Here is a 22,718-nt window from a genome sequence, read left to right as displayed (position 1 = left end):
CCATCAAACAGCTTCATCCTCGATTAATGACCTTAACTCAACAAAATCCTCCACCTTTTCTGTTTTCTTCCCTATTAAATTCCCCGGCCACTATTTATTATTCAGCATTTCTAAAGCGGACTCTCGATTGTTCCAGGACATTGGCGGTTCGGTCGGCTCCAAATCTACCATATCGATTGCCCCCTCAACCGGACAAACGATTGAGCAAAGGTTACATCCGACACATTCGTCTTCCCTGACCTCTAAATAATCATTTCCATTTTCATCTATCAGCATATCGATACACTGATGGGCTGTATCCTCACAAGCAATATGACACTTATTACAATTAATACAAATATCATTATTAATACGGGCAACCATTCGATGATTTAAATCCAGGTTGCTCCAGTCAGTATATTTTTCAACTGATTTGCCAACGAGTTCACTTACAGAAGCAATCCCTTTATCATCCAAGTAATTACTTAAACCCTCGGTCAAATCATCAATAATACTGAATCCATGATGCATGGCGGCTGTACATACCTGTACACCCCCGGACCCCATCAGCATAAATTCAACGGTATCCTGCCAAGTTGAAATACCACCTATTCCCGAAATCGGAATATTAATGTCCGGCTGCCGCGCACATTCTCCAATCATATTTAAGGCAATCGGTTTAACAGCCGGCCCGCAGTATCCGCCATGGGCGCCCTTTCCATTCACATTAGGTGTTGGGTTCCATGTATCGAGGTCCACGCCTATTAAACTATTGATAGTATTGATCATACTTACGGCATCAGCTCCACCGCGTTCTGCAGCTCTTGCCGTGGCGGTTATATCTGTAATGTTCGGTGTTAGTTTAGTAATGACTGGCACCTCAGCGACTTCCTTCGCATACAGTGTTGACTTTTCTACTAAGTCTGGATGCTGGCCTACCGCTGATCCCATTCCTCGTTCTGACATGCCATGCGGACAACCTAGATTTAATTCAAACCCATCTACCCCTACATCTTGAACCCGCTTGACAATTTCATGCCATTTATCCCGCTGTGGTTCCACCATTAATGAAGCAATAATGGGATGATCCGGAAAACGCTTCTTTGTTTCATAGATCTCTTTTAAGTTGTCCTCAATGGGACGATCGGAGACTAACTCAATGTTGTTAAAGCCTGCTACCCGCTGGCCATTAAAGTGATGCGCACCAAAACGCGAGGTAACATTCAACACCGGTTCACAAAGAGTTTTCCATACAGCTCCACCCCATCCAGCTTCAAATGCACGTTGCACTTGATAACCTGTATTTGTTGGTGGTGCAGATGCGAGCCAATAGGGGTTAGGGGACTCAATCCCTGCAAAGTTGATACTAATATCAGCCATATTCATCCTCCAATCATTCGTAGTCCCTTTTTACACATTACCTAATTCCGAAGCTTTAAATTGCTGATGTATGGCATAGGCTGTCTCTTTTCCCTGCTGTGCAGCAGATACCGCCATTGCTTCGCCAACACCTTTTTCAAAGACCACATCGCCTGCAGCATAGACTTTCGGTTGGGAAGTCAAGTATGTTTCATTGTCTACCTTTACAACACCATTATGATGTTCCAAGCCAAACTCATCGATTAATTGATGATGTCGCGTTTGACCAATCGCCTTGATGACAATATCCACATCCATTAAAAATTCGGATCCTTCTATTTCTACCGGTCGCATGCGTCCATCAGATCCTGCTTCTTTTAATTCCATGCGAACACATTCTATCTGTTTTACATGGTCATTACGGTCACCAATCAAACGCTTAGGTGCAATTAACCACCTGAACTCAACCCCGTCCTGTTTGGCAAATTCGTATTCAAAATCGTACGCTGACATTTCCGCTTCTGTCCGCCGATAGAGAATTTTAACATTATCGGCACCAAGCCTTACCGATGTCGTCGCACCATCGATCGCTGTATTTCCTGCCCCAATGACAGCAGCTCGCTTCCCAATAAATTCAGTCGAATAGTTTTCATTCTTTGTTTCTTCAACCAAATCAATCGCGTCGTAAACGCCTTCTAAATCTTCCCCATCAATACCTAACATCGGCACCTTTGACATTCCTGCAGTAAGTATGACGGAATCATAATCACTCACAAGGTCCGCTGCAAAAATATCTTTACCAACTTCGGCATTTGTACGAATCTCAACACCTAAGCTCTCAACCTGTTCCACCTCCCATAACGAAATGTCCTTTGGAAGCCGAAATGGAACAATACCATGGGTGTCTAATCCACCGGCTTCACCCTTAGATTCAAAAACCGTCACCTCATAACCCAGTCGTCCTAGCTCGCGAGCCGCCGATAAACCTGCTGGACCACTGCCAACAATCGCAATTCGCTTTCCGTTCTTCTTTCCAACTTTAAACATGACTTGTTCATTCTTAATTGACCAATCTGTTGCAAAGCGTTGTAAGTCACCAATCATAATCGGCTTAGTAGAATCATTAAGGACACATGCCCCTTCACATAATTCCTCTGTTGGACAAACACGCGCACAGCTTGCGCCGATGGGATTCTCTTCCATAATGGTTTTTGCCGAGCCTTTTAAATTTCCGGACGCAATCTTTTTAATAAAACTAGGGATATCAATCCCAGTTGGACAGGCCTTTATACAAGGTGCATCGTAACAATATAGGCAGCGGTTTGCCTCATCAAGTGCTTCTTGCGCATTATAACTTGGCTTCGACTCCGCAAAATTTTGGGCCAGATCTTCATCCGACAGTAAATTTTGTAGTAGATTTCCCAATAATAAGCCCCTCCTTTTCTTTATGATAGAAATTTAAATTATCATTTCCTTCGTATCGAATAATTAATAGCGTATAGGAAAAAACATTATCCAGGTTATTAACTCCGCGATTTATCCAACTCTGTGGTTTCTTTCGTATCATCAAAGCACAGGGCAAACGGTTCTCCGTGGATAAACCTTCCATCACCTTTTTCACCAATGAATTCTCCATCATTAACCATGAGTTTGCCGCGAAGGAATACTTTATCCACTTTCCCTTCCTGTTTATACCCCTCAAACGTACTATAGTCGACACCGTGCAGACTGTTCTCATTCGATATAATCGACGATTCATTAGGGTCATATAAAACAATATCCGCATCCATACCAACACCAATATGTCCCTTGCAATGATCTAATCCCATATTCTTTGCAGGTGTCGTTGCAAATAGGTCAACAAACTGCTGTCTGGAGAGCTTTCCAGTGTTTACTCCATATGTCCAAAGAATGCCTAGGCGATTTTCTACACCAGGTGCACCATTTGGGATATTGGTAAAGTCATCAACGCCCATATGTTTTTGTGAGGCCCAGTCAAATCCGCAATGGTCGGTACTGATAGCGTTCAGCCAGCCATTATCAACTGCTTGCCACAAGGCCTCCTGGTCCGTTTTAGTACGGAGTGCAGGCGACATCACATATTTAGCCCCTTCAAAATTAGGCTCAGCTAAATTATCTTCATCAAGCATCAGATATTGGACACATGTTTCGCCATAAACCGGGAGCCCTTCATTTTTGGCGTTCCGAATGGCTTTCATCACATTTTCGGCTGTGACATGAACAATGTAAACTGGGGCTTCAGCCATAGCTGCAAGATTAATTACACGCTGAGTCGCCTCCAGTTCCACTCTTGCTGGTCTTGATACTGCATGGTAATATGGATCAGTCTTACCTTCGGAGATCAGTTTCTTTTGAAGAAGATCGATAACATCGGCATTCTCACAATGAACCATGACCGTGACGCCGGCTTCCTTTGCTGCCTTTAATGCTTTGTAAAGGGCCTCATCATCACTGTGAAACGGCATTCCCTTATAAGCCATGAACAATTTTACAGTCGAAATTCCCCTATTAGGCAAATCCGCAATTTCCTCAAATGTTGTATCCACTGGGTCACATACGACAGCATGGTACGAATAATCTGCCATGGCCTGATGCGCAACTTCGTTCTTATCCATATCAAAAATGGTATCTGCCATCCCCTTGCCCTGTTCTTGATTCACAAATTCAACAACCGTTGTGGTTCCCCCAGCAACAGCAGCATTTGAGGTTTCAAATCCTCTTACGCGCTCGCCTTTAAACTCAAAGGAATAATGGACATGCTGATCTACCCCGCCAGGAAGAACATATTTCCCTTTCGCATCTACTATTTGGTCAGCCATCGAATCTAAATTTTCACCGACAGCAATTATTTTCTCGCCATCTATAAGTACATCCCCAACAAATTCGTCAACAGCTGTTACAATCATCCCGTTTCTAATTAATGTACGCATACGTTTCCTCCTCTGAATTGTGAATTTGGCACACTAAAGTACGACAATTATTTAATTTTCATCGTTCTTGCTAGCTAAAAATTAATTTCCATATTTATACCCACCCCATTTCACTATTAGATTCGCCTCATTGAATACGCTTTCATTTCTCCGAAATCATCTTATCACTCCAAAATGGATTGTTATTCCTTTGTTAAACTTTTATAATTATTGGGAATATTATATATCATTAATAATACGTGGTATAAAACTAAATTACACTTATCATACTGTAAAAAATATTGTTATTATTTTAGACATGTTGTTAAATCTAAAGTTGCTTCAATTCATTAGAAAACTTGGCTTATCGCCAAGCTTTTATGGCGAAAGCCTTAGTTGCCCTTATGCAGTAAGAAAATATTTATACTTTTTCTTAACTGCTAAAAAATATCCCGGAAATCACAATTTATGACTTCCAGGACCGACTTATTCTAATCAAACTTAATCGCCACATTCTTCACTTGCGTATAATTGTATAAAGCTATCCAGCCTTTTTCACGTCCAAAGCCGCTTTTCTTGTAACCGCCGAATGGCATTTGTATCCCACCGCCGGCACCGTAATTATTAATGAAAACCTGGCCTGAATCGATTCGGCTCATTAATAAATGCGCTTTATTAATGTCCTTTGTCCAAATGCCTGTCACAAGACCATAGTCAGTGCTGTTGGCAATGTCAATCGCTTCCTGCTCATTCTTAAAAGTAAACACCGACAGGACCGGGCCAAAGATTTCTTCTTGTGCAGCCTTGCTGTTGAGTGAGAGATTATCGATGATGGTTGGCTCCAGATAGCACGCATTCTCGTATTGTTCATACTTCACGCGTTTGCCGCCAGTCAGTACAGTTCCTTCCTGCTCAGCCAACGAAATAAATTCCAGAATCCGGTCAAATTGTTTTTGGTTTAATATCGGGCCAAGGTTGTGATCATCTATAGCTGGACCGACCGATAATGTTTTAAATTTATTAACCAACTTATCCAAGAATGTTTGCTTAAACGATTCTTCAATCAATAATCTTGATCCGGCAGAACATGTTTGCCCGGCATTCTGAATAATCGCTTTTACAACACCTTCGACCGCCTTATCAACATCACAATCCGAGAAAACGATGTTAGGCGATTTGCCGCCTAATTCAAGTGTCACAGGCACGACATTCGACGTGGCAGCATTCGCAACAGCTGTCCCTGTTCCAACCGAGCCTGTAAATGTTAAATGATTAATCAGCGGATGAGACGATAAAGCAGCGCCTGCTTCATACCCGTAACCCGTCACATGATTAAAGACACCTTCAGGCAAATCTGTCTGATCAAAGTATTCCGCTATTTTTGCGGCTGTCAGGGGCGTATCTTCTGCACTTTTTACGACGACCGTATTGCCCATCGCTATCGCTGCAGCCACGCTACGCGATAATATTTGAATGGGATAATTCCATGGTACAATATGGGCTGTCACACCAATTGGTTCACGGATCACATAATCGATGAGACCGTCCTCAATCGGGATTGTGTCGCCCATTACTTTATCTGCTGCACCTCCATAAAATTCAAAATATCTTATGGCAGCATCGATATCAGCATAGCCCTGTGTTAAGGGTTTGCCGACGTCCATTGTTTCCAGCCTTGCCAGCTCATCCCGATTTTCTTTAAGCTGCGCCACTACCTCGCACAGGATTCTCCCTCGCTCAAACGGTTTGACGCGTCGCCATTCTTCACTGACGAATGAATCTTTAGCAGCTCTTACCGCTTTATCAACATCATCATTCTTGCCACGAGGAATCGTTGTCATGACCTCTCCCGTGGACGGATTATTGACATTTATGGTTTCTTTGTCGTGACTGTCTTCCCATTTGCCGTTGATATACATGTTTAATGCTTCCATCAAACCACCACCTCAAGTTACTTAACTGCTGTCAAATGTTTCTGCCGCCATCAACGTGAAATACACTTCCGGTTACCATGCTGGCCTCATCAGATAATAAAAATTTAACTGAATTTGCGATATCCTGAGGCTCCAAAAGTCTTCCCATCGGCACGCTGTCCTTGAATACCGTGTCTTTCATTTTCTCAATGTCTGCACCCTTCTGAGCAAATTGACCAAGCATGTTTGTATCACTTGGACCGGGGTGAAGAAGATTCACGTTAATCTGGTTGTCTGACAGCTCTAATGCCAACGCCTTAGTAAACGATTCAACTGCTCCTTTTGAAGCAACATATGACTGCAGGCCGGGCCTAGGCCTGGTCACTGAAACAGAGCCGATGTTGACGATCGCACCGCCACCTTGTTCTTTCATATAACTGGCAGCTTCTCGACAGGTTAAAAATGTCATCGTTAAATTAATGTCAATAAGTTTGTACCATTCTTTCAAGTCCACTTGCTCAATCGGTGTTGAACTTTGAGCGATGCCAGCTGCATTGACAAGCCCGTGAATTCCTCCAAATGTTTCTTTTGCATTGCTGAAAACTGATTTCACTTTTTCTTCCTCAAGCAGATTACCTTCTATTCCAAGGAACCGGTCAACGCCCTCGAGTTCCTCAAGCGATGCGATATTCAAGTCACAGCCCACGACATTTGCGTTTTCCTTGAGGAGTGTTTCAACGACTGCTTTTCCCATTCCACCGCCAGCCCCGGCAACGACAATGGTTTTATCTTTAAAAGTCATGTTATTCCCACCTTGTTATCACGTAAAATTTTCATTAATTCATCTCCAGTTTCTTCGGTGCTGGCTGATCCACCAATATCCTTTGTTACTTTGGATTTGTCGGATAATAGTTTTTCAATGGCCTTTAAAATATGATCATGTAAATCTTTCCTTCCAATATGTTCGAGCAGCAGTGCAAGCGACCACACTTGGGCAATTGGATTCGCTAATCCTTTTCCAGCTATATCAGGGGCTGAGCCATGAACAGGTTCAAACATCGACGGAAATTCGCCACTCGGATTGATGTTTGCAGAAGGGGAAATTCCGAGTCCCCCTGCCACTGAGGAACCTAGGTCTGACAAAATATCTCCGAATAAATTTGAAGCCAATACCACTTGGAATTCCTCGGGCTGTTGCACAAACTTTGCCGCTAACGCATCAACATAAACTTTTTCATATTCTATATCGCTATGAGATTCAGCTATTTCCCCGACTTCTTTATCCCAAAACTTCATCGTATGAGTAATCGCATTGGATTTTGTCGCGCTGGTCACCTTTCTGTAATCATGTCTACGGGCATAGTCAAAGGCGAACTCAGCAATATTTTTTATCCCCTGCTTCGTGAAGATTGAATTTTGAATCGCCATCTCCTTGTCCTGCCCCTGAAACATCAAACCGCCCGAATCAGAATACTCGCCCTCCGAGTTCTCACGCATAATGACAAAATCAATCTTCTCGCTTTGTGAACTGCTCAGCGGACTTTCTACGCCTTTTAACTGCTTAACTGGACGGAAATTAACATATTGCTGAAATGTTTTTCGAATAGGCATGATTAATTCCCATACCGGAATATCGTCCGGGACCCGATTATCACCAACTGCCCCGAGTAAAATAGCATCATAGTTTTTCAGTTTTTCAAGACCATTGTCCGGCAGCATGCGATTATTCTCGATATAGTAATCACTGCCCCAATCGAATACATCATACGCAACATTTAAATAGTAGTCAGATTCCAGCACGTTTAATACTTTAATAGCTTCTTTCATAACTTCTTTTCCGATTCCATCCCCTGGAATGATCGCAATTTTACTTACCACGGTTCTTACCATCCTCATTTAAAAAGTTTAAAGCGGCTTGACGATAGATTTCCGTCGTCTCGCCCAGTTCATTAATGTCGACATATTCGTTAATGTGATGCGGTACTTCTCTGTCACCCGCCCCTATTGTGACAATCGACACGCCATGAATATGCAGGAAGGTGCCGTCTGTCGCACCGGGAACCCCATTATATTCCGGTTCTTTATCCAACGTGGTCTTCACTGCATCATGAACAGCCTCCACAACCGGGTTTGCCTGATCCGTTTCTGTGGCAGGGCGGTTTTCAATAATCTTATACGTAACATTAAAATCTTCATCTTCTTTTTCCAACTTCTTGAAAATAGCTTCAATTTTTTGGATTAATCTATCATGGTCCTGAGAAGGGATCGTTCTGATATCTAATGTTGTCATGGCCTTTTCCGGAATGACATTAATCTGTGCATCACCTTTTACAGGTGCTTTTACAATCGTTGGCGTTATGCTTGGCCATTTTAAATAAGGATGTTCGCCATGTGTCTCTTGTTCTTCCTTCTCCAATGCTTCAAGCGCAGTGATTATTTTAGCCATACGCCAATTCGGATTGATGCCGCTCCAGGAAATGGCGCCATGAGCCATCTTTCCATTAACAGTGATTTGAATTCTCAGTGCCCCGCGCTGTGCGACACAAATCTGATTTTCTTCCGGTTCACAAATGATTGCACCGTCAACATCATCCGCCCAGCCCTGCTCGATGAAATGTTTGATGCCGATCATCATGCTTTCTTCATCGACCGGAATACACAAGATAATTTTACCGCTGAATGCTTCTTTATCTTCCAGAATTGAACGGACAGCTGTAATCATACAGGCCAAATTACCCTTCGTATCATTTGTGCCTCTACCGTACATCAGACCGTCCACTATCTCCGCTCCAAACGGATCATATTGCCAGCTTTCCCGATCGCCTTCTGTCACAACGTCAGTATGACCCTCAAACAAAAGCGTTTTCCCTGGTTTGCCGGAATCAATAACACCAATAACGTTCGGTCTTCCTGGTTCAACTTCTTCAACATATACATCAATGCCTAAGTCACGCAAATAATCGGCTACAAACTTGGCTACTTTTTCTTCATTGCCATCCGATTCTTCCGGGCGATAGACACTCGGTATTTGAACTAGCTGCTGCGTCAGTGAGACAGCCCTCTCGTAATCCCTTTTAAGTCTGTCTGTTTTAGTCAAATTCATGCATTACCACTCCTTATGCTTCTTTATTCAATTTAGATTCAGGGAATTCATATGCCGTTTCTCTCAAAATAAGGCTAAATACAACAAAGGCTAGCAGTGACAGGAAAACAGGCACTGTTACTGTGTGAACACCAAACAAATCACCATAGGCTTCATTATAGAAATGGATGCCGACATAAGAAACAATACCAGTTATCATCGATGCGATGGCGCCAGATTTATTTGCACGCTTCCAATATAGTCCCAGTACAATCGGCCATATGAACGCTGCTTCCAATCCGCCAAACGCAAATAGATTCAAGAATATGAGCAGTTCAGGCGGGTCGATGGATAACAGAAAGGCAATAACTCCGATAACAGCTGTGACGCCCATACTGACCTTTTTGACGTGTTTAAAAGACGCTTCAGGTTTAAAATAATTAATATAAACATCTTTAACGATGGATGAACTAACAAGCAGTAATAGCGAGTCAACCGTTGACATCATCGCGGCCAATGGTGCTGCCAGTACAATCCCTGCCAGCCATGAAGGTAGAACATCCAAAGCGATTAATGGTATGACCTGATCTGCAACCTCGATCCCCGGCAGTACGGGTCTGGCAAAGACACCAATCAAGTGCATATTGAGCATAATGAAACCAACTACCACTGTGCCTATCATAATGGCACGGTGCATTGATTTAGCATTTCTGTATGACATTGCCCGGACTGTAACCTGTGGCAAAGCGATGACGCCGACGCCAACAAGTATCCAGTAAGACGAAATGTAAGCGGCCGACAGCTGCCCGTCCTGGCCATATGGTGTGACAAAATTAGGATTTTCGGCAACCAATTCAGAGAAGATATTGGACAAACCGCCACCCGCCATAATAACGGCGATCAACAGCACGAATGTTCCCAAAAACATCACAATCCCCTGTACTGTATCAGTAATCGCAACAGCCCTGAAACCGCCAATGGTGACATAGATTAAAACGGACAGCGTAAAGATAAACAGGGCTGCTGTATATGACAAGCCAGTTAACGATTGAATTAAGTATGCACCGCCAACCCACTGTGCAGCCATTGCGGAGAACAAAAAGATAATGATACTTAGTGCCGACAATAAAACGACAGGCGTACTTTTATATCTTTCCTTCAAAAAATCAATAAGGGTAACTGCATTATAGCGTCGTGTCACAATTGCAAACTTCTTGCCGAGAACAAGCAGTACAAAATAGCCAGTAGCCACCTGGGTCATTGCCAAGAGTACCCAGCCGAAACCAATTGAGTACGCAGCTCCAGGACCACCCAGAAAACTTGATGCACTGCCGTATGTAGCAACCATTGTCATAGCAAGAACCATCCCGCCGAATTCACGGCTTCCTAAAAAATAGTCACCCAGGAAGGATTTTGATGAATTCATCTTCCGGTTGGACCAGATCCCTATCATAAAAATGATTAAGAGAAATATTAATAATGGTGTAACAACGCCCCAATTCATGCCGACTCCTCCTCTTCATCATCGACTTCATCGTCTAATGGAACCTCTTTCAATACAAATTTAACAACAATGAATACTAAGGCCACCATAACAAGGTATCCGACTATACAACTCCAGAAGAACCAAGCCGGGAAACCTAATACATATGTGTATTCTTCAGGAGGCTTAGAACCCAAACCATAAGCAAAACCGAACCACCATAGAATATTGATGGCAGCAAGAACACAGCCTACTACAGCTTCACGGTTTGCTACCTTCAACCGCCAATAATCATTAAAATGGTTGTCCTTCATGTTTCTCACCTTCCTTATATAGGTTATTTCATACGAACCGCGTTAACGCTTACATAAAATTTAGTGAATTAAACATACCTAGTTACCTATAAAATTTGCAAATTTCAATAATTCATAGTATATTGAATTTAGAATGTATTACATCATACGTATGATGTAATAGTATTATGTTTATTTACTTTAGCAAATTCTGAATGCTTTGTAAACAATAGATTACAGAAAATTAAATAAAAACTCGAGGGGTTGGTGTTATGGAATTATCAATTGGAAATATTAATTTAAGCCGCACTATTTCATCTGAAATTGTAAATATGATTAAAGATAACCTTCTCAATGGAAAATTAAAACCCGGTGATAAATTACCTACAGAAAAAGAATTAATGGAACAAATAGGAGTCAGTAGAACACCCGTTAGAGAAGCAATAAAGATATTAGAAGCTATTGGTGTTATACAAATAAAACGAGGTGAGGGGATGTTTATAACAAATAACTTATCGCATTTCACCTTAAATCCTTTGATCTTCAGTTTGATAATGCACAGAAATAACATGGAAGAATTGATTAAATTCAGGCAACATTTCGAGGTACTGCTCATGAATATGATTATCACCAAGGAAGACAGAGATATTAGTTACATAGAGAAAGTCTATCAATCACAAGTTGAAAGAATGAAACCGGAATTAAGTCCTGAAGAACTTGCCGAAATTGATTTGGAATTCCATTATGCAGTACTGGAAGCAACTAATAATCCTTTTGTTATTGAAATCGGAAAAACAATTTATGAAATAATAAAGCCAAAAATGATACACTTTAAAAACTCTAAAAACATTAAACGTACATTAACCACACATAAATTCTATCTGGACTTAATAAAGGGAAACCTTGAATTTAATTCAAGTGATATCGTTCAAGACATGATCAAAAATAATGAAGAAATGGTGAATGAATAGAAGAGAAGGAATAGTCCCTGTTCCCTCTCTACTTATCAAATTTCTCAGAATAAATAACTACAAGACGCAGGACAGCCTCAGATGGGAAATGTCTGACGAGTCATTGGAGGTTGTCCTTAAGGCGAATTTCGAATCCGTCTCTATTGATATCTAACCCTTCAAAAAGTCACGGAATACAAATATAAAAACAAAAAGTACATGGGGTACTACTAAAATTATTATGTGCAGTTGGTTACTTATTCAATTTGAGCATTTAAGGCTCCGCAATGTACGCCATATAATAAACTATTTTACCAACATCTATTATAACTGTTCCTGCTTAAATCAGAATAACTGGTCACCCCATGTAACGAGGTTGCCTTCTTTATTGCTCTTACAACAGCCTCTCCCATTACATTTGCAGCTAAGAGTCCGACTAAATCAAGGTCACATTCAACTTCTCCTGTTGCTAGTGCAAAAATTGTGTCCCCATCTACCATAGTATGAGACGGACGCATTGTTCTCGCAAAGCCATCATGAGCCATGGAGGCAAGTTTATTAGCCTCGGCTTTATTGAATTTTGCATTGGAAACAACTACTCCAATCGTCGTATTTTCCTGATTTTTAATTTGCTGATTTTCAAATTCTTTAATCATAAATTCCTCAGTGTTTACAAAGTGTCCGTCTTTCGTGAATGCACCAGCGATGATTTCGCCGGTCTGCGGGTTAATGACATCTCCAAAGCAATTCACAGCAACCATAGCACCGACCATTAATTCCCCCACTTGAATACAATAGGTACCTAAACCACCTTTCATAGCTCTTTCCATTCCTAAGACTTTTCCAACTGTTGCTCCCGTACCTGCACCAATAGTACCTTCTTTACAATAATCTTCAGCAGCATTTTTACACGCTTGTAGCCCCATTTTTTTATCCGGCCTTGCTTTGTAATCCCCTAAACCTAAATCGAACAGTATTGCCCCTGGTACGATTGGAACTTTAGTTACACCGACATCAAATCCTGAGTTATGGTCTTCCAAATATTCCATAATGCCTGCCGCAGCATCTAGCCCAAAAGCGCTTCCTCCGGACAGTAGGATTCCGTGTGCCTTATCAACTCTATTTACAGGAGAGAGAAGCGCTGTTTCACGAGTTCCTGGCGAACCCCCTTCTACATCGACGCCAGCTACTGCTCCCTCTTCACATAAAATAACAGTACTGCCCGTAGCTCCATTATAATCTTGTTCATGTCCCACTTTTATGCCTTCAATATCAGTAAGCTTCCTTTGTAACAAAAAATCCCTCCATTATTTAATTTATAGTCAATGAAAAAATGTGACTAACATTTAAAGGAGTATGCTCTATAAAAAAGTTTATGATTAGGATTTATTAGCTAGAAGGAGGCGGCGTATCACCGGACTGAACAGCAGACAGCGGGCGACTATAATGACATATAGCTCCCGAATGTGCATCCCTCCTTGGTCATTCACAGACACACGTAAAAAACCACTTTCCATACGTTAATGGAAAGTGGTTTTATCATCTCTGTCAACAAAGCATATATCGAAGTTCAACCTGCCACATCTCTACGCCGGCTTTAACCGTCTCAAGTTCAAAGGATACTAGAGTCAGCCACAAGGGAGGGATAACGTATTACCCCATTAAAAACATTTATAGCTGATTAAGTCTATCATCATAGCGTTTCTGTTCTAAGCTTTCGCATATCTATGCGGATCAAGATGTCCAATCGAATGCCTAGTCTCCCCTTCCACAATAAGATCTGCTGCAACTTTTCCGATTACAGGAGACATTTTAAAACCATGGCCAGAAAAACCGCTTATGAGAAATGTGTTATCCATTTCAGGTAATCGACCTACCATGGAATGGTCATCTTCCGTATAGGCATCCATATAAACGCTGGCTCGAACCGGATTCGGCACTAGCCCCGGGAGAAGCTGTTCTACTGCCTCGCCAACCTCTATAAGTTCCTCACTGCTCACATCACGGTTAAGATTATCAGGTTTTAAAACTGCTTCTGGATTTTTGGTATTTGACGCCTTTACCATTGTTCCATCAAGGGTAGGTGTCCCTGTCAGCCGGTAACCCTTTCGCATGCGAGCAAAGATTGGAAACTTATCAGGCTCAAATTCTTCGACATTCTTTGGAGCAAACCATGTAAGCACTAGACGTCTGGCAATTAATTGCTTCCTTAATTGCGGTAATAATTTCCCAGTCCAGGCACCCGTTGTTATTAAAACCTTGCCCACTTGATACGCTAAACCGTTTGCAATAATTTTAACTCCATTTTTGTCAGGATAAATACCTTCTACTGTTGTATAACGTTTAATTTTTGCTCCCAGAGATTCCGCTTTCTCGACAGCTGAAACTACTGCTAATTCAGGTCGCAGAAATCCTGCATTTTTATCTAAAACCATAATATCTTCAGGAAACAGCCGATGTTGCGGAAAACGTTCCGATGCTTCTTTTCCCTGAAGTATTTCATGGTCCAATTCAAATTCATCTATACTGTTTAATAAGCTTTTCATAACATCAGTATTTGGATCCCCTATTGTGAGACCACCATTCAGTGTTAAAAGTTTTCTATTTGTTTCATACTCGAGCTGTTCCCAAAGTTTTCTAGCTTCAAGCAACAACGGTACATATTCCTTTCCCTCCATGTAGGCTGTTCGAAATAAGCGTGATTCCCCTCCAGCAGCGGTTCTATCGTTACCGATTCCATATTGTTCAAAACCCAAAACAGATATACCTCTTTTTGCTAACTGCCACGTTGCCATGCTTCCCATCGTACCAACACCTATAACTGCCACATCAGCATTCATATATTCCACCTCACAATATCGTTTTATAAACATTTGATATATTCCGAAAATTATGCGCCTACTTCTCCCTCTCCGGAGCCACCTACACCGCTTTGATTATTAAACACAAAGTTAAATAACACAAAACCAATGAGCGACCCTAATATGCCAAAGGCTGCATACGGAATCGCCGTATCGATTATTTGAGCTATGGCAGCACTCGCAATACCTAGAACAATACTTCCGATTGCACCTTTGTTAGTAAGTTTCTTTGATTTTCTCAGAAGAAAACCAGCAAAAATCGGTACCAATAATCCGGATGCGGAATAGGCATATGTGGCAACTAACCAATCCAAGGCTCTCGGATAGACCAGAGCTAATAAAACAGCAAGTGTTACAACAACCACTGACATCATTCTTGAAAGTCTTAATAACTTTCCATCTGATACGTCTGGATTAATATACGATTGATAAATATCCTTGGTAATATTAACAACCACTGATTGAATCGCACTACTTACCGTTGACATGATAGTTGCAATGATAAATGCCGAATAGAGCCCTAAAAACCAGATTGGTATTTGAGTTAAAAACCAGCCTGAGGCTAATTCTTCATTTTCCAGCCCAGGATTCATGGAGAATATGGATATCCCCATAAATGAAGCCCAAATACCACTAATAACCCCTACGACAGCTGCGATGATAAAACCTCTTTTGGCAATACTGGCACTTTTGGCAGCATATATGCGTTGGTAGGACATTTGATTGGTCAATGCACCCGGGAAAATCGATAATACCCATAGCAGTATTGTAAGACCACCTACAGCTCCCAAACCTTCAGGGAAACCCGTCATGGATTCGGGCACTTTCCTTGTGATTTCGCCCCATCCTCCACTAAGATTTAAAGCATAAAATCCGCTAACTATAGACATAATCAGCATCATACAACCAAACAAAAAATCGGTCCAGGCAACTGAAGTTAAGCCTCCGGGCAGAACAAAGAATAAGCTTACGACAGCAAATACTATAAGCAGTACTGCAAATGGGATGCCGGAAATCTCAGAAAAAAGGTTCCCAAAAGCCACTAACTGGGTACATAACCAGCCAAAAGGCACGACAATCGCCATAATGGTTACCGTACTGATTAATATTTTGTGCTCACCATACAATTTCCTAAAGATATCTGGCATCGTTGAGAATTTTTGCTTTTTAAGCCATCCCGCTAACAAAACCAACATCACAATACCAGTCGAATAAAGTAAGTTATACGTGATGGCGGACCAGCCCGCACTATAACCAATTCCGATATGAGCCACCAGGACTCCGCCACCCATGCCAGTTGCAAACTGACTTCCTGCCACAACATATACCGGCAAAGAACGACCGCCAACTATCCAGTTTTCACTGTCATTTCGTCTTCTGCCCACCCAGAAGGCAAACGCAGAAGCGGCTGATAATACAATAATTGAACAAATAACAATTGTTAACGTAGGATCCATTCTACCCCTCCAATTTTTAAATTTTTTCACCTCAACCCCGCTTTTGCGTCAATTCTATGCTGATAGTTGGAATTGAGAAAACGAACCACCAACTCACAGGAAAATGACGTTTATACCATCAATCACATCCTTTATTACTGAAAATGTTATATAGCTACCCTATTGACTGAATGGTATTAAAGCGTTTTAAACTGTATCTTTCCAAATCAATAGAGGTTTCACCATCCACCAATAATTCAGTCATTAATGTCCCAACTAACGGGGATAACGTAATGCCACTATGCATAGCAGCGATATAGCCATTTTCAATACCCGGAATTTCCCCTAAGATTGGAAATCCGTCTTCTGGCATCACGCGGATCCCCGAGAAGCACCTCACAACGTTTGCCTTTTCCAAAGCGGGGACAAAATCAATCGCCATCCTGGCTGTATCCTGAATAATATCCAGCGTCGATCGGCGATCATACCCGACTTCTTCCTTAGAATATCCAACCAAAACCTCACCATTGTCTGCCTGACGCATACCGCCAATTGTATGTGTCAACAAAGGGCTCAAAGGTTCCGTTACAATAATTTGTCCGCGTACTTGTTTAATCGGTACGTCTACCCCTAAAAGCTTACCCATGCTTTTAGACCATGGCCCGCCAGCCAAAACCAGCTGATTTGAAAAATACTCGCCATCCTGGGTGGTTACTTTAAACATCCCATTCTCTTTAGAGATATCAATAACCTGATTATAAAAAGAGAATTCTGCCCCGTTTTTTCGGGCTGCTCTGACATATAATTCAATCAGGCGAAAAGGGTTAACATTGCCGTCTATGTTGCTATACGTTGCCCCAGCAATGTTGTGCGAAAGTGCCGGCTCTTTTTCAAGTACTTCATCCCGGCTTAAGACTTCGACTTTGATACCGACTTCTGCCTGCTTTTCAGCAAGTCTTAACGCATTCTCCCTGTCGGATTCGGAAAAGAACGGCGCAATGCCACCCGTTCGTTTATATTCAACATCACCTATTTTTCTTTCTAAAAAAGGATAAAGCTCCGCACTGTACATGTTTAATTCACCATACCAAGCTGGCGTTTTATTATGGACCCACACCCATGCCTGCGTCGATCCAGAAGTGCCTGATAATGGGAAGTCCTTATCAATTGTCAGTATTTCCTTGCTTTTACTTTCCGAAAGGTGATAGGCAATACTACTTCCCACTACTCCGCTTCCAATTACAATCACATCATAGCTCTTCTTCATGATCAGTTTCACCTTCCTCTGCTGATTCCCCAAAAACTGATGCGACGGATGATGCCTTATTGCTGGCCAAAGCACTCATTCGGGTAACGCCTAAAGGTACACGCATCCGGGGAGGCTTGATGTCCTTTAATGACTGGCCAGTCTTCTCACTGATAATTTTACGTACAAGATTCATACAAAACTTGGCCTGACAAGGACCCATACCACATCTGGTCAGTCGTTTAATATCATTAAACGTATGAGCTCCCATATTAATGGCTGATTCGATCTCATCTATATTAATTTCTTCGCAACGACAAACAATTGTTGACTTATCCATTGATTAACCTCCCATTTAAAGAATCTACTAAGGGTGGCAATTGAGCATCCTTTTCATTATGAAGCTCATTGATAACATCTAGACGGGCTTCCAATACGGAATTGTATTCTATACGGTAAAGCTCGTTCCATAAGTATTCTTTTTCCTCTTTAATTTGTACAGTACTTGCAGCATTTAATGATTCCACTGCACTTATTGCTGCAATCTCCCCAGTGAGTAATATACCACCCATATTTGTGATACCAGCTGCATTGCCCGCAACATAAATTGAAGGGTTTGTCGTCTCAAAATTACCGTAATATTCGGGTAGCCACCCTCCTAGCCGTTCCCGATAAATTAGATCACAGTTCATGACTTCAAAGGGCTCAAGAATGGGGGTTATACCTTTCGCAACACAAATCAAATCAACATCATAAAGGGCGTTATTGCCATTATGATTAACATAAGCCTCTTCCACTTTGCCCTTACCTATTGCACTTTCTATTACACCATTTAATACGATTGGGATCTCTGCATTGCTTATCCTTGCAATGAGTTTTTCATTTTGGCAAAGCAATTCACTTCTGTTTTCGACAATCCCTTTAATCGCAATACCGCAATCATGTAATTGAGCGGCAACCTCTAATGCAAATTCATTGGATCCTAAAATAAGCGCCTGTTTCCCGGGCAGTACACGCTCACGATTGATTAATATTTGTGCGGCGCCAGCTGTCATAACCCCTGGTAAAGTCCATCCCGGAAATATATCAGGCTCTTCCATAGCCCCTGTTGTGATTAAAACGTTTTTAGCATCAATTGGGAGGATATCCTTTTCATTCGTGACACCCACACTCCCATCACTATAAGCACCAATCAACGTATGCTTTTCCAATATGGTGACATCCAACGGTTTCAATCGGTCTATTAAAAAATCTGCAAGCTTGTAGCCTCTTAGCTTGGCAAAATGTTGTGGCAAATGATCATAAGATTGCGTTTGCTGCCTCAATTGCCCGCCAAGTGAAAACCACTTGTCGACAATGATTGTTTTCAACCCGTACGATGCAGCTTTATAGGCAGCATTCAATCCGGCAGGTCCACCGCCAACGATTAATAAATCAGTTCTCATTCTTTCCCCTCCTGACGTCTGGATCCGATAGATTCGAATAGACTTCCATTCCTTCTTCCACAAGCGTGGAACAGCTAAGAACATGATCAAGTCCATCGACCGTCAAAAAGCAGCTGTAACATCTTCCACTAGCACAGAACAGCCCTCTGGATTGATGCAATTTCCGGCTTACCCCGAACTTTTTAATTCCATTGGCCATCAAAGCCGCTGCAATCGACTGCCCAACTTTTGCTTTTAAAGGTTCATCGTTAAAAAAGAACTTTATTTCCTTCCTTTCATCCTTTTTTAAAACTGGATGATGGGTTATGTGCATCGAATCGCCCCTTCATAAAATATAATGTTATAACTTTTTTGAAATAACGATGGTATGTCCCGCTCATTTGCTACTAATCGATTTGCCAAGGAATCGATCCCTCTTCACAGTATACGGTGTCGCCTTCGCAAGCGACTTTCGCTCCGCCAGACTGCCCGTTGAGATGGACATCCCCTGGTTTAACATCATCACGTCTGACAAATAAGCATCATTTTCTCAATATTATAATGTTATAAGATTATAATATTAACTTTATTATTTAGCTAAGACTTCTTCATAATGTTAAAGCTGTACTTCGAGATAATACTTTGCCTGGTTTTCTTTTAATATAAATTTTGAATACTCAATGATATCTTGCTGTTTGGAATTGGTATAACGTTCGAGTACAAATAACTGCTCACCTTTTGGAACGTTCAACAATTCTTTTTCGTACTCGTAAGCCAATGCGGTTGAAAAATAGATTTTTGCTTTGTCCAGTTCGACTCCATACTTCTTAGTAAAAATATTATAAAGCAGGTTATCATCAATATCCTCAACCGATAATTCAGGAAAAGTAATGCTCGGTACAAACGAATATTCGATGACTGCAGGGCTGCCATCTTCAATTTTTAAACGGATGATTTTATAAACCTGATCTGAAGGTTTTATATCGAGATGCTTAGCAAGCTTGGACCCCGCGCTTACTTTTTTAAAGCTCAGTAATTTGTGAGGATGTTTAGCTGATTCTTCCCTTTCATTATGGAGTGATACCATTTTTGAAATATCCTGCTCTTCTTTTTTAATGACAAACGTCCCTTTGCCACTTTGCCGATGTAAATAGCCATCATGGACAAGCTCATGTATCGCTCTTTTTATGGTAATGGTACTAACATTGAATTGCTCAGCTAATTCTCTCTCCGCAGCTAATCGATAGCCTGCCTCCCATTTACCCGAATCAATTTTTTCCTGTAAATATGCCTTAATCTGATTATACAAGGGTGTCGTTAAGCTTTTGTCAATTTTCATCTTCTTCTCCTTTTGTTAATTCAATTGTTATTAATTAAAATTCAAATTATCTGTAATTTCTTGAAATTATAGGGTGTTTGCTGGCTGAAGTCAATATAATTCCAAAAAAATTATGGACTTTTTCGAATAATCAGCTAAACTTTTACATTTTTAGTGAAGTAGATTTACTCTGTTGGTTCATACCGTTCTACATGAGTTACCATCCCAAGATCCTTCGAACAGACTGGATTGGAAGTTTCGGTGTTGATTAGCAGGGGGCCCACGGCATGATCACTTGATCCGCATAGAAGGCCCTTTTAATTAACCTGCCAGCAACAGTTGTTGACTTCACATTCTTCATCTATAATTCGATATGCTTTTTAATAGATTTAAAGCTTTAATAAAGCACTAAATAAGCCCTATGAAGCGTACCTTGCTTTTCAACCAGGAATTTCATCACTATTCTCTATATCATCTCCCGGCTCTTTTCCAAGAATAAGATATTCAAGCCGTTCTCTCGGTATTTTTCTGAATTCTGGTCCTTTAACGAGATAAAATGTAATACCCAAGCCAATCCAAATTAATAAAGCTATTAAAGAAGCTGCTCCCATAAATGCAGGTGAGTTTGGAATCAGCAATAAGCATAAAAACACAAATCCAATCAGCGCACCGGCTATACTTAAGCTTTTCTTGAAAGGAGCTGTTACGGAAGGCATATGTTTGTTCTTATGAATGGCCAGTGACTTATCCGACCATTTAAACAACTTAAACGCAACAACACAGGTATAAATATAAGCGATTGTTACCCCAACTGATGACATATCAACAATCCATGTCAGTACTTGCCTTCCAAACCACGGTGAAATTAAACAAACCACACAAGTGAAGATAATGCCTGCATAAGGTGTATTATATTTCGGATGCAGCTTTGTAAAAACCTGTGGTATGATTTGGGCACGCGCCATTGCAAATAACAGCCGGCTGCTCGATACAAAAAAACCATTTAATCCGGTGAATACACCCATCGATAAAGCGAGTGCCAATATTAATATGCCGATGTTTCCGAACAAGCCGGACATAGCATCGCCTGTTCCCCATTGCGGCTGTGAACTGGTCAGCTGCTGCCATGGCATGTACAGCGCGGTTGCAGTAATCATAACCATGTACAGTATCCCCGCACATATCAGTGAAAAAATAATCAGCATAAACGCTTTTTTTGGTGAGAAATTAAATTCCTCTGCCGCCTGGGGAATGTTATCAAATCCAACGAATGCCCATGGTGCTATTGCAACAATAAGAATAATACTTGAAATAGCAGATACTTCCGGATTAAAAACCGGCTGCAGATTCTCAAAAGAGGTAACAGGACTTAGAATGGCGCCTGCTCCCATAAATAAAACTCCACAGATCATAAAAATCACGAATATAAATTGTAATCTTCCCGATAATGTCGCCCCGCGTATATTCATATAGGCAAACAAAATTAAAGCAGCACTGGCAATCAACACTTCCACAAAGTAAACATCCCATCCTGCCAGACTATACATAAATCCTTGTTCCGCCACCGAGGGAAAAACATATCTGACCATTAGCGCTAACGCTGATGCATTCAATGCTACAATACACATATAACCTAAAACCAAAAACCAACCGGCCACATAAGCATGGTTACGATTGAACCCTAGGAAGGCGTAAGCAAACTCACCACCAGAAACCGGGTATTTTTCAATCAGAAAACCATAGCTGACCGCAATGACCATCATCAGTGCAGCACCAATCCCGAACCCGATAATCGCTCCCAATGGTCCAGAACCACTCATCCAGACTGAAGGCTGAACGAACGCACCCCACCCAATAGCCGAACCAAGGGCGATTGCCCAAACCCAATGTGGCTTCAGCGTTTTTTCCAGCTGTTGTCGTTGTTTCATATTCAGTAAGCCTCCTATAAGTATAACTCGGAAATATTATGATTAACGTACTTCCTGGATGAATCCTAATAGAATAGTCAACATCTGTTGTTTTCCATTTAACCTTTCACCCCCAATGTCAACGCTTACATTATCAGTAATGTCAATATTGCTTTCTTACATGGTAACTGGAACCAAACAATTTAACAATTAATTATGAGAATTTTATATAATCAAAAATCAGAATAATGTTTATTAATAACTTTAATATCTATCTTAGCCAGACTGAGATTCTCAGATTAAAAAAACTCCCTGCCCGGACACCCGAGCAGAGAGCTTCCATACAATTCTATTGACCCCACTCACTATAATCAAGATGCTTATACTTATCCAAATGACGAGTCGGCATCTTCAAAGCATCTTTACGGAACGGCGGCGCCAGCTGTGTGCCATCAACATAAATGTTCAAAACGGCAGGCTTGCGCTGTTTTAGAACGTCTTCAATTGCCGGACCAATGTCTTCCGGTTTATCGATGG

19 protein-coding genes and 1 pseudogene are annotated in these 22,718 nt (G+C 41.4%); 1 reads left to right on the top strand and 19 read right to left on the bottom strand.

Annotated elements, in window-relative coordinates; genetic code table 11:
- Positions 1–90: 90 nt before the first annotated feature.
- The 9 genes from preA to ON01_RS15575 all read right to left on the bottom strand — a co-directional run bounded on the left by preA (position 91) and on the right by ON01_RS15575 (position 11,060).
- On the bottom strand, positions 91–1,359 hold the full coding sequence (gene preA / locus ON01_RS15615; protein WP_010531936.1) for an NAD-dependent dihydropyrimidine dehydrogenase subunit PreA: 1,269 nt from the start codon (positions 1,357–1,359) through the stop codon (positions 91–93).
- Between the two features lie 30 nt (positions 1,360–1,389).
- Complete coding sequence (locus ON01_RS15610) at positions 1,390–2,763, bottom strand: NAD(P)-dependent oxidoreductase (RefSeq protein WP_010531935.1); 1,374 nt, start codon at positions 2,761–2,763, stop codon at positions 1,390–1,392.
- 98 nt (positions 2,764–2,861) lie between these two features.
- Positions 2,862–4,289 carry a dihydropyrimidinase gene (gene hydA, locus ON01_RS15605; protein ID WP_010531934.1) on the bottom strand — a complete coding sequence of 476 codons (1,428 nt, stop codon included), beginning with the start codon at positions 4,287–4,289 and terminating at the stop codon, positions 2,862–2,864.
- A gap of 470 nt (positions 4,290–4,759) precedes the next feature.
- The gene (locus ON01_RS15600; RefSeq protein ID WP_010531933.1) at positions 4,760–6,202 is read right to left on the bottom strand and encodes an aldehyde dehydrogenase family protein; all 1,443 of its coding nucleotides are present in this window, start codon (positions 6,200–6,202) and stop codon (positions 4,760–4,762) included.
- Between the two features lie 31 nt (positions 6,203–6,233).
- Positions 6,234–6,983, bottom strand: coding sequence for an SDR family NAD(P)-dependent oxidoreductase (locus tag ON01_RS15595; RefSeq protein ID WP_010531932.1), 750 nt, complete (start codon positions 6,981–6,983; stop codon positions 6,234–6,236).
- A complete protein-coding gene (locus ON01_RS15590; protein ID WP_138919810.1) occupies positions 6,980–8,071 on the bottom strand; it encodes an isocitrate/isopropylmalate dehydrogenase family protein in 1,092 nt (363 codons plus the stop codon). The genes ON01_RS15595 and ON01_RS15590 overlap by 4 nt, the downstream gene beginning before the upstream one ends.
- The gene (locus ON01_RS15585; RefSeq protein ID WP_010531930.1) at positions 8,049–9,284 is read right to left on the bottom strand and encodes a M20 family metallopeptidase; all 1,236 of its coding nucleotides are present in this window, start codon (positions 9,282–9,284) and stop codon (positions 8,049–8,051) included. The genes ON01_RS15590 and ON01_RS15585 overlap by 23 nt, the downstream gene beginning before the upstream one ends.
- Before the next feature lie 13 nt (positions 9,285–9,297).
- Positions 9,298–10,767 (bottom strand): sodium/pantothenate symporter, encoded by a 1,470-nt coding sequence (gene panF / locus ON01_RS15580; RefSeq protein ID WP_010531929.1) that lies wholly within the window; start codon positions 10,765–10,767, stop codon positions 9,298–9,300.
- Positions 10,764–11,060 carry a YhdT family protein gene (locus tag ON01_RS15575; RefSeq protein WP_010531928.1) on the bottom strand — a complete coding sequence of 99 codons (297 nt, stop codon included), beginning with the start codon at positions 11,058–11,060 and terminating at the stop codon, positions 10,764–10,766. Before ON01_RS15575 ends, panF begins: the two co-directional genes overlap by 4 nt.
- Before the next feature lie 251 nt (positions 11,061–11,311).
- Here ON01_RS15575 and ON01_RS15570 point away from each other — a divergent pair, with 251 nt between their 5' ends.
- The gene (locus tag ON01_RS15570) at positions 11,312–12,010 is read left to right on the top strand and encodes a FadR/GntR family transcriptional regulator (protein WP_010531927.1); all 699 of its coding nucleotides are present in this window, start codon (positions 11,312–11,314) and stop codon (positions 12,008–12,010) included.
- A 290-nt stretch (positions 12,011–12,300) separates the two neighbouring features.
- Here ON01_RS15570 and ON01_RS15565 read toward each other — a convergent pair whose 3' ends face one another.
- From ON01_RS15565 to ON01_RS15520, 10 genes and pseudogenes are all read right to left on the bottom strand, one after another.
- Complete coding sequence (locus ON01_RS15565; protein ID WP_010531926.1) at positions 12,301–13,284, bottom strand: P1 family peptidase; 984 nt, start codon at positions 13,282–13,284, stop codon at positions 12,301–12,303.
- Positions 13,285–13,698: 414 nt separating this feature from the next.
- Complete coding sequence (gene solA, locus ON01_RS15560; RefSeq protein WP_010531925.1) at positions 13,699–14,829, bottom strand: N-methyl-L-tryptophan oxidase; 1,131 nt, start codon at positions 14,827–14,829, stop codon at positions 13,699–13,701.
- 50 nt (positions 14,830–14,879) lie between these two features.
- Positions 14,880–16,307 (bottom strand): sodium:solute symporter family protein, encoded by a 1,428-nt coding sequence (locus ON01_RS15555; protein WP_010531924.1) that lies wholly within the window; start codon positions 16,305–16,307, stop codon positions 14,880–14,882.
- A 154-nt stretch (positions 16,308–16,461) separates the two neighbouring features.
- Positions 16,462–17,553 (bottom strand): NAD(P)/FAD-dependent oxidoreductase, encoded by a 1,092-nt coding sequence (locus ON01_RS15550; protein WP_010531923.1) that lies wholly within the window; start codon positions 17,551–17,553, stop codon positions 16,462–16,464.
- Positions 17,537–17,872 (bottom strand): (2Fe-2S)-binding protein, encoded by a 336-nt coding sequence (locus tag ON01_RS15545; protein WP_010531922.1) that lies wholly within the window; start codon positions 17,870–17,872, stop codon positions 17,537–17,539. Before ON01_RS15545 ends, ON01_RS15550 begins: the two co-directional genes overlap by 17 nt.
- The gene (locus tag ON01_RS15540; RefSeq protein ID WP_010531921.1) at positions 17,865–18,977 is read right to left on the bottom strand and encodes an NAD(P)/FAD-dependent oxidoreductase; all 1,113 of its coding nucleotides are present in this window, start codon (positions 18,975–18,977) and stop codon (positions 17,865–17,867) included. Before ON01_RS15540 ends, ON01_RS15545 begins: the two co-directional genes overlap by 8 nt.
- Positions 18,967–19,290 carry a (2Fe-2S)-binding protein gene (locus tag ON01_RS15535; RefSeq protein WP_010531920.1) on the bottom strand — a complete coding sequence of 108 codons (324 nt, stop codon included), beginning with the start codon at positions 19,288–19,290 and terminating at the stop codon, positions 18,967–18,969. Before ON01_RS15535 ends, ON01_RS15540 begins: the two co-directional genes overlap by 11 nt.
- 282 nt (positions 19,291–19,572) lie before the next feature.
- A complete protein-coding gene (locus ON01_RS15530) occupies positions 19,573–20,295 on the bottom strand; it encodes a GntR family transcriptional regulator (protein ID WP_010531919.1) in 723 nt (240 codons plus the stop codon).
- 419 nt (positions 20,296–20,714) lie between these two features.
- Positions 20,715–22,202, bottom strand: coding sequence for an APC family permease (locus tag ON01_RS15525; protein WP_010531918.1), 1,488 nt, complete (start codon positions 22,200–22,202; stop codon positions 20,715–20,717).
- 328 nt (positions 22,203–22,530) lie between these two features.
- A pseudogene (locus tag ON01_RS15520) lies at positions 22,531–22,718 on the bottom strand (sulfoacetaldehyde acetyltransferase); the annotation flags it as partial.

Origin of the sequence: Lentibacillus jeotgali, from assembly GCF_000224785.1 — a bacterium.
GTDB lineage: Bacteria > Bacillota > Bacilli > Bacillales > Amphibacillaceae > Lentibacillus > Lentibacillus jeotgali.
This window is presented reverse-complemented; position numbering and strand designations above follow the sequence as displayed.

Bases quoted from the DNA above. Each gene is read 5' to 3' on its own strand.
- panF (WP_010531929.1), bottom strand. From the start codon at position 10,767: ATGAATTGGGGCGTTGTTACACCATTATTAATATTTCTCTTAATCATT.
- ON01_RS15550 (WP_010531923.1), bottom strand. From the start codon at position 17,553: ATGAAGAAGAGCTATGATGTGATTGTAATTGGAAGCGGAGTAGTGGGA.
- ON01_RS15595 (WP_010531932.1), bottom strand. From the start codon at position 6,983: ATGACTTTTAAAGATAAAACCATTGTCGTTGCCGGGGCTGGCGGTGGA.
- ON01_RS15590 (WP_138919810.1), bottom strand. From the start codon at position 8,071: ATGGTAAGAACCGTGGTAAGTAAAATTGCGATCATTCCAGGGGATGGA.
- ON01_RS15570 (WP_010531927.1), top strand. From the start codon at position 11,312: ATGGAATTATCAATTGGAAATATTAATTTAAGCCGCACTATTTCATCT.
- preA (WP_010531936.1), bottom strand. From the start codon at position 1,359: ATGGCTGATATTAGTATCAACTTTGCAGGGATTGAGTCCCCTAACCCC.
- ON01_RS15585 (WP_010531930.1), bottom strand. From the start codon at position 9,284: ATGAATTTGACTAAAACAGACAGACTTAAAAGGGATTACGAGAGGGCT.
- ON01_RS15600 (WP_010531933.1), bottom strand. From the start codon at position 6,202: ATGGAAGCATTAAACATGTATATCAACGGCAAATGGGAAGACAGTCAC.
- ON01_RS15535 (WP_010531920.1), bottom strand. From the start codon at position 19,290: ATGCACATAACCCATCATCCAGTTTTAAAAAAGGATGAAAGGAAGGAA.
- hydA (WP_010531934.1), bottom strand. From the start codon at position 4,289: ATGCGTACATTAATTAGAAACGGGATGATTGTAACAGCTGTTGACGAA.
- ON01_RS15555 (WP_010531924.1), bottom strand. From the start codon at position 16,307: ATGGATCCTACGTTAACAATTGTTATTTGTTCAATTATTGTATTATCA.
- ON01_RS15575 (WP_010531928.1), bottom strand. From the start codon at position 11,060: ATGAAGGACAACCATTTTAATGATTATTGGCGGTTGAAGGTAGCAAAC.
- ON01_RS15545 (WP_010531922.1), bottom strand. From the start codon at position 17,872: ATGGATAAGTCAACAATTGTTTGTCGTTGCGAAGAAATTAATATAGAT.
- ON01_RS15530 (WP_010531919.1), bottom strand. From the start codon at position 20,295: ATGAAAATTGACAAAAGCTTAACGACACCCTTGTATAATCAGATTAAG.
- solA (WP_010531925.1), bottom strand. From the start codon at position 14,829: ATGAATGCTGATGTGGCAGTTATAGGTGTTGGTACGATGGGAAGCATG.
- ON01_RS15525 (WP_010531918.1), bottom strand. From the start codon at position 22,202: ATGAAACAACGACAACAGCTGGAAAAAACGCTGAAGCCACATTGGGTT.
- ON01_RS15540 (WP_010531921.1), bottom strand. From the start codon at position 18,977: ATGAGAACTGATTTATTAATCGTTGGCGGTGGACCTGCCGGATTGAAT.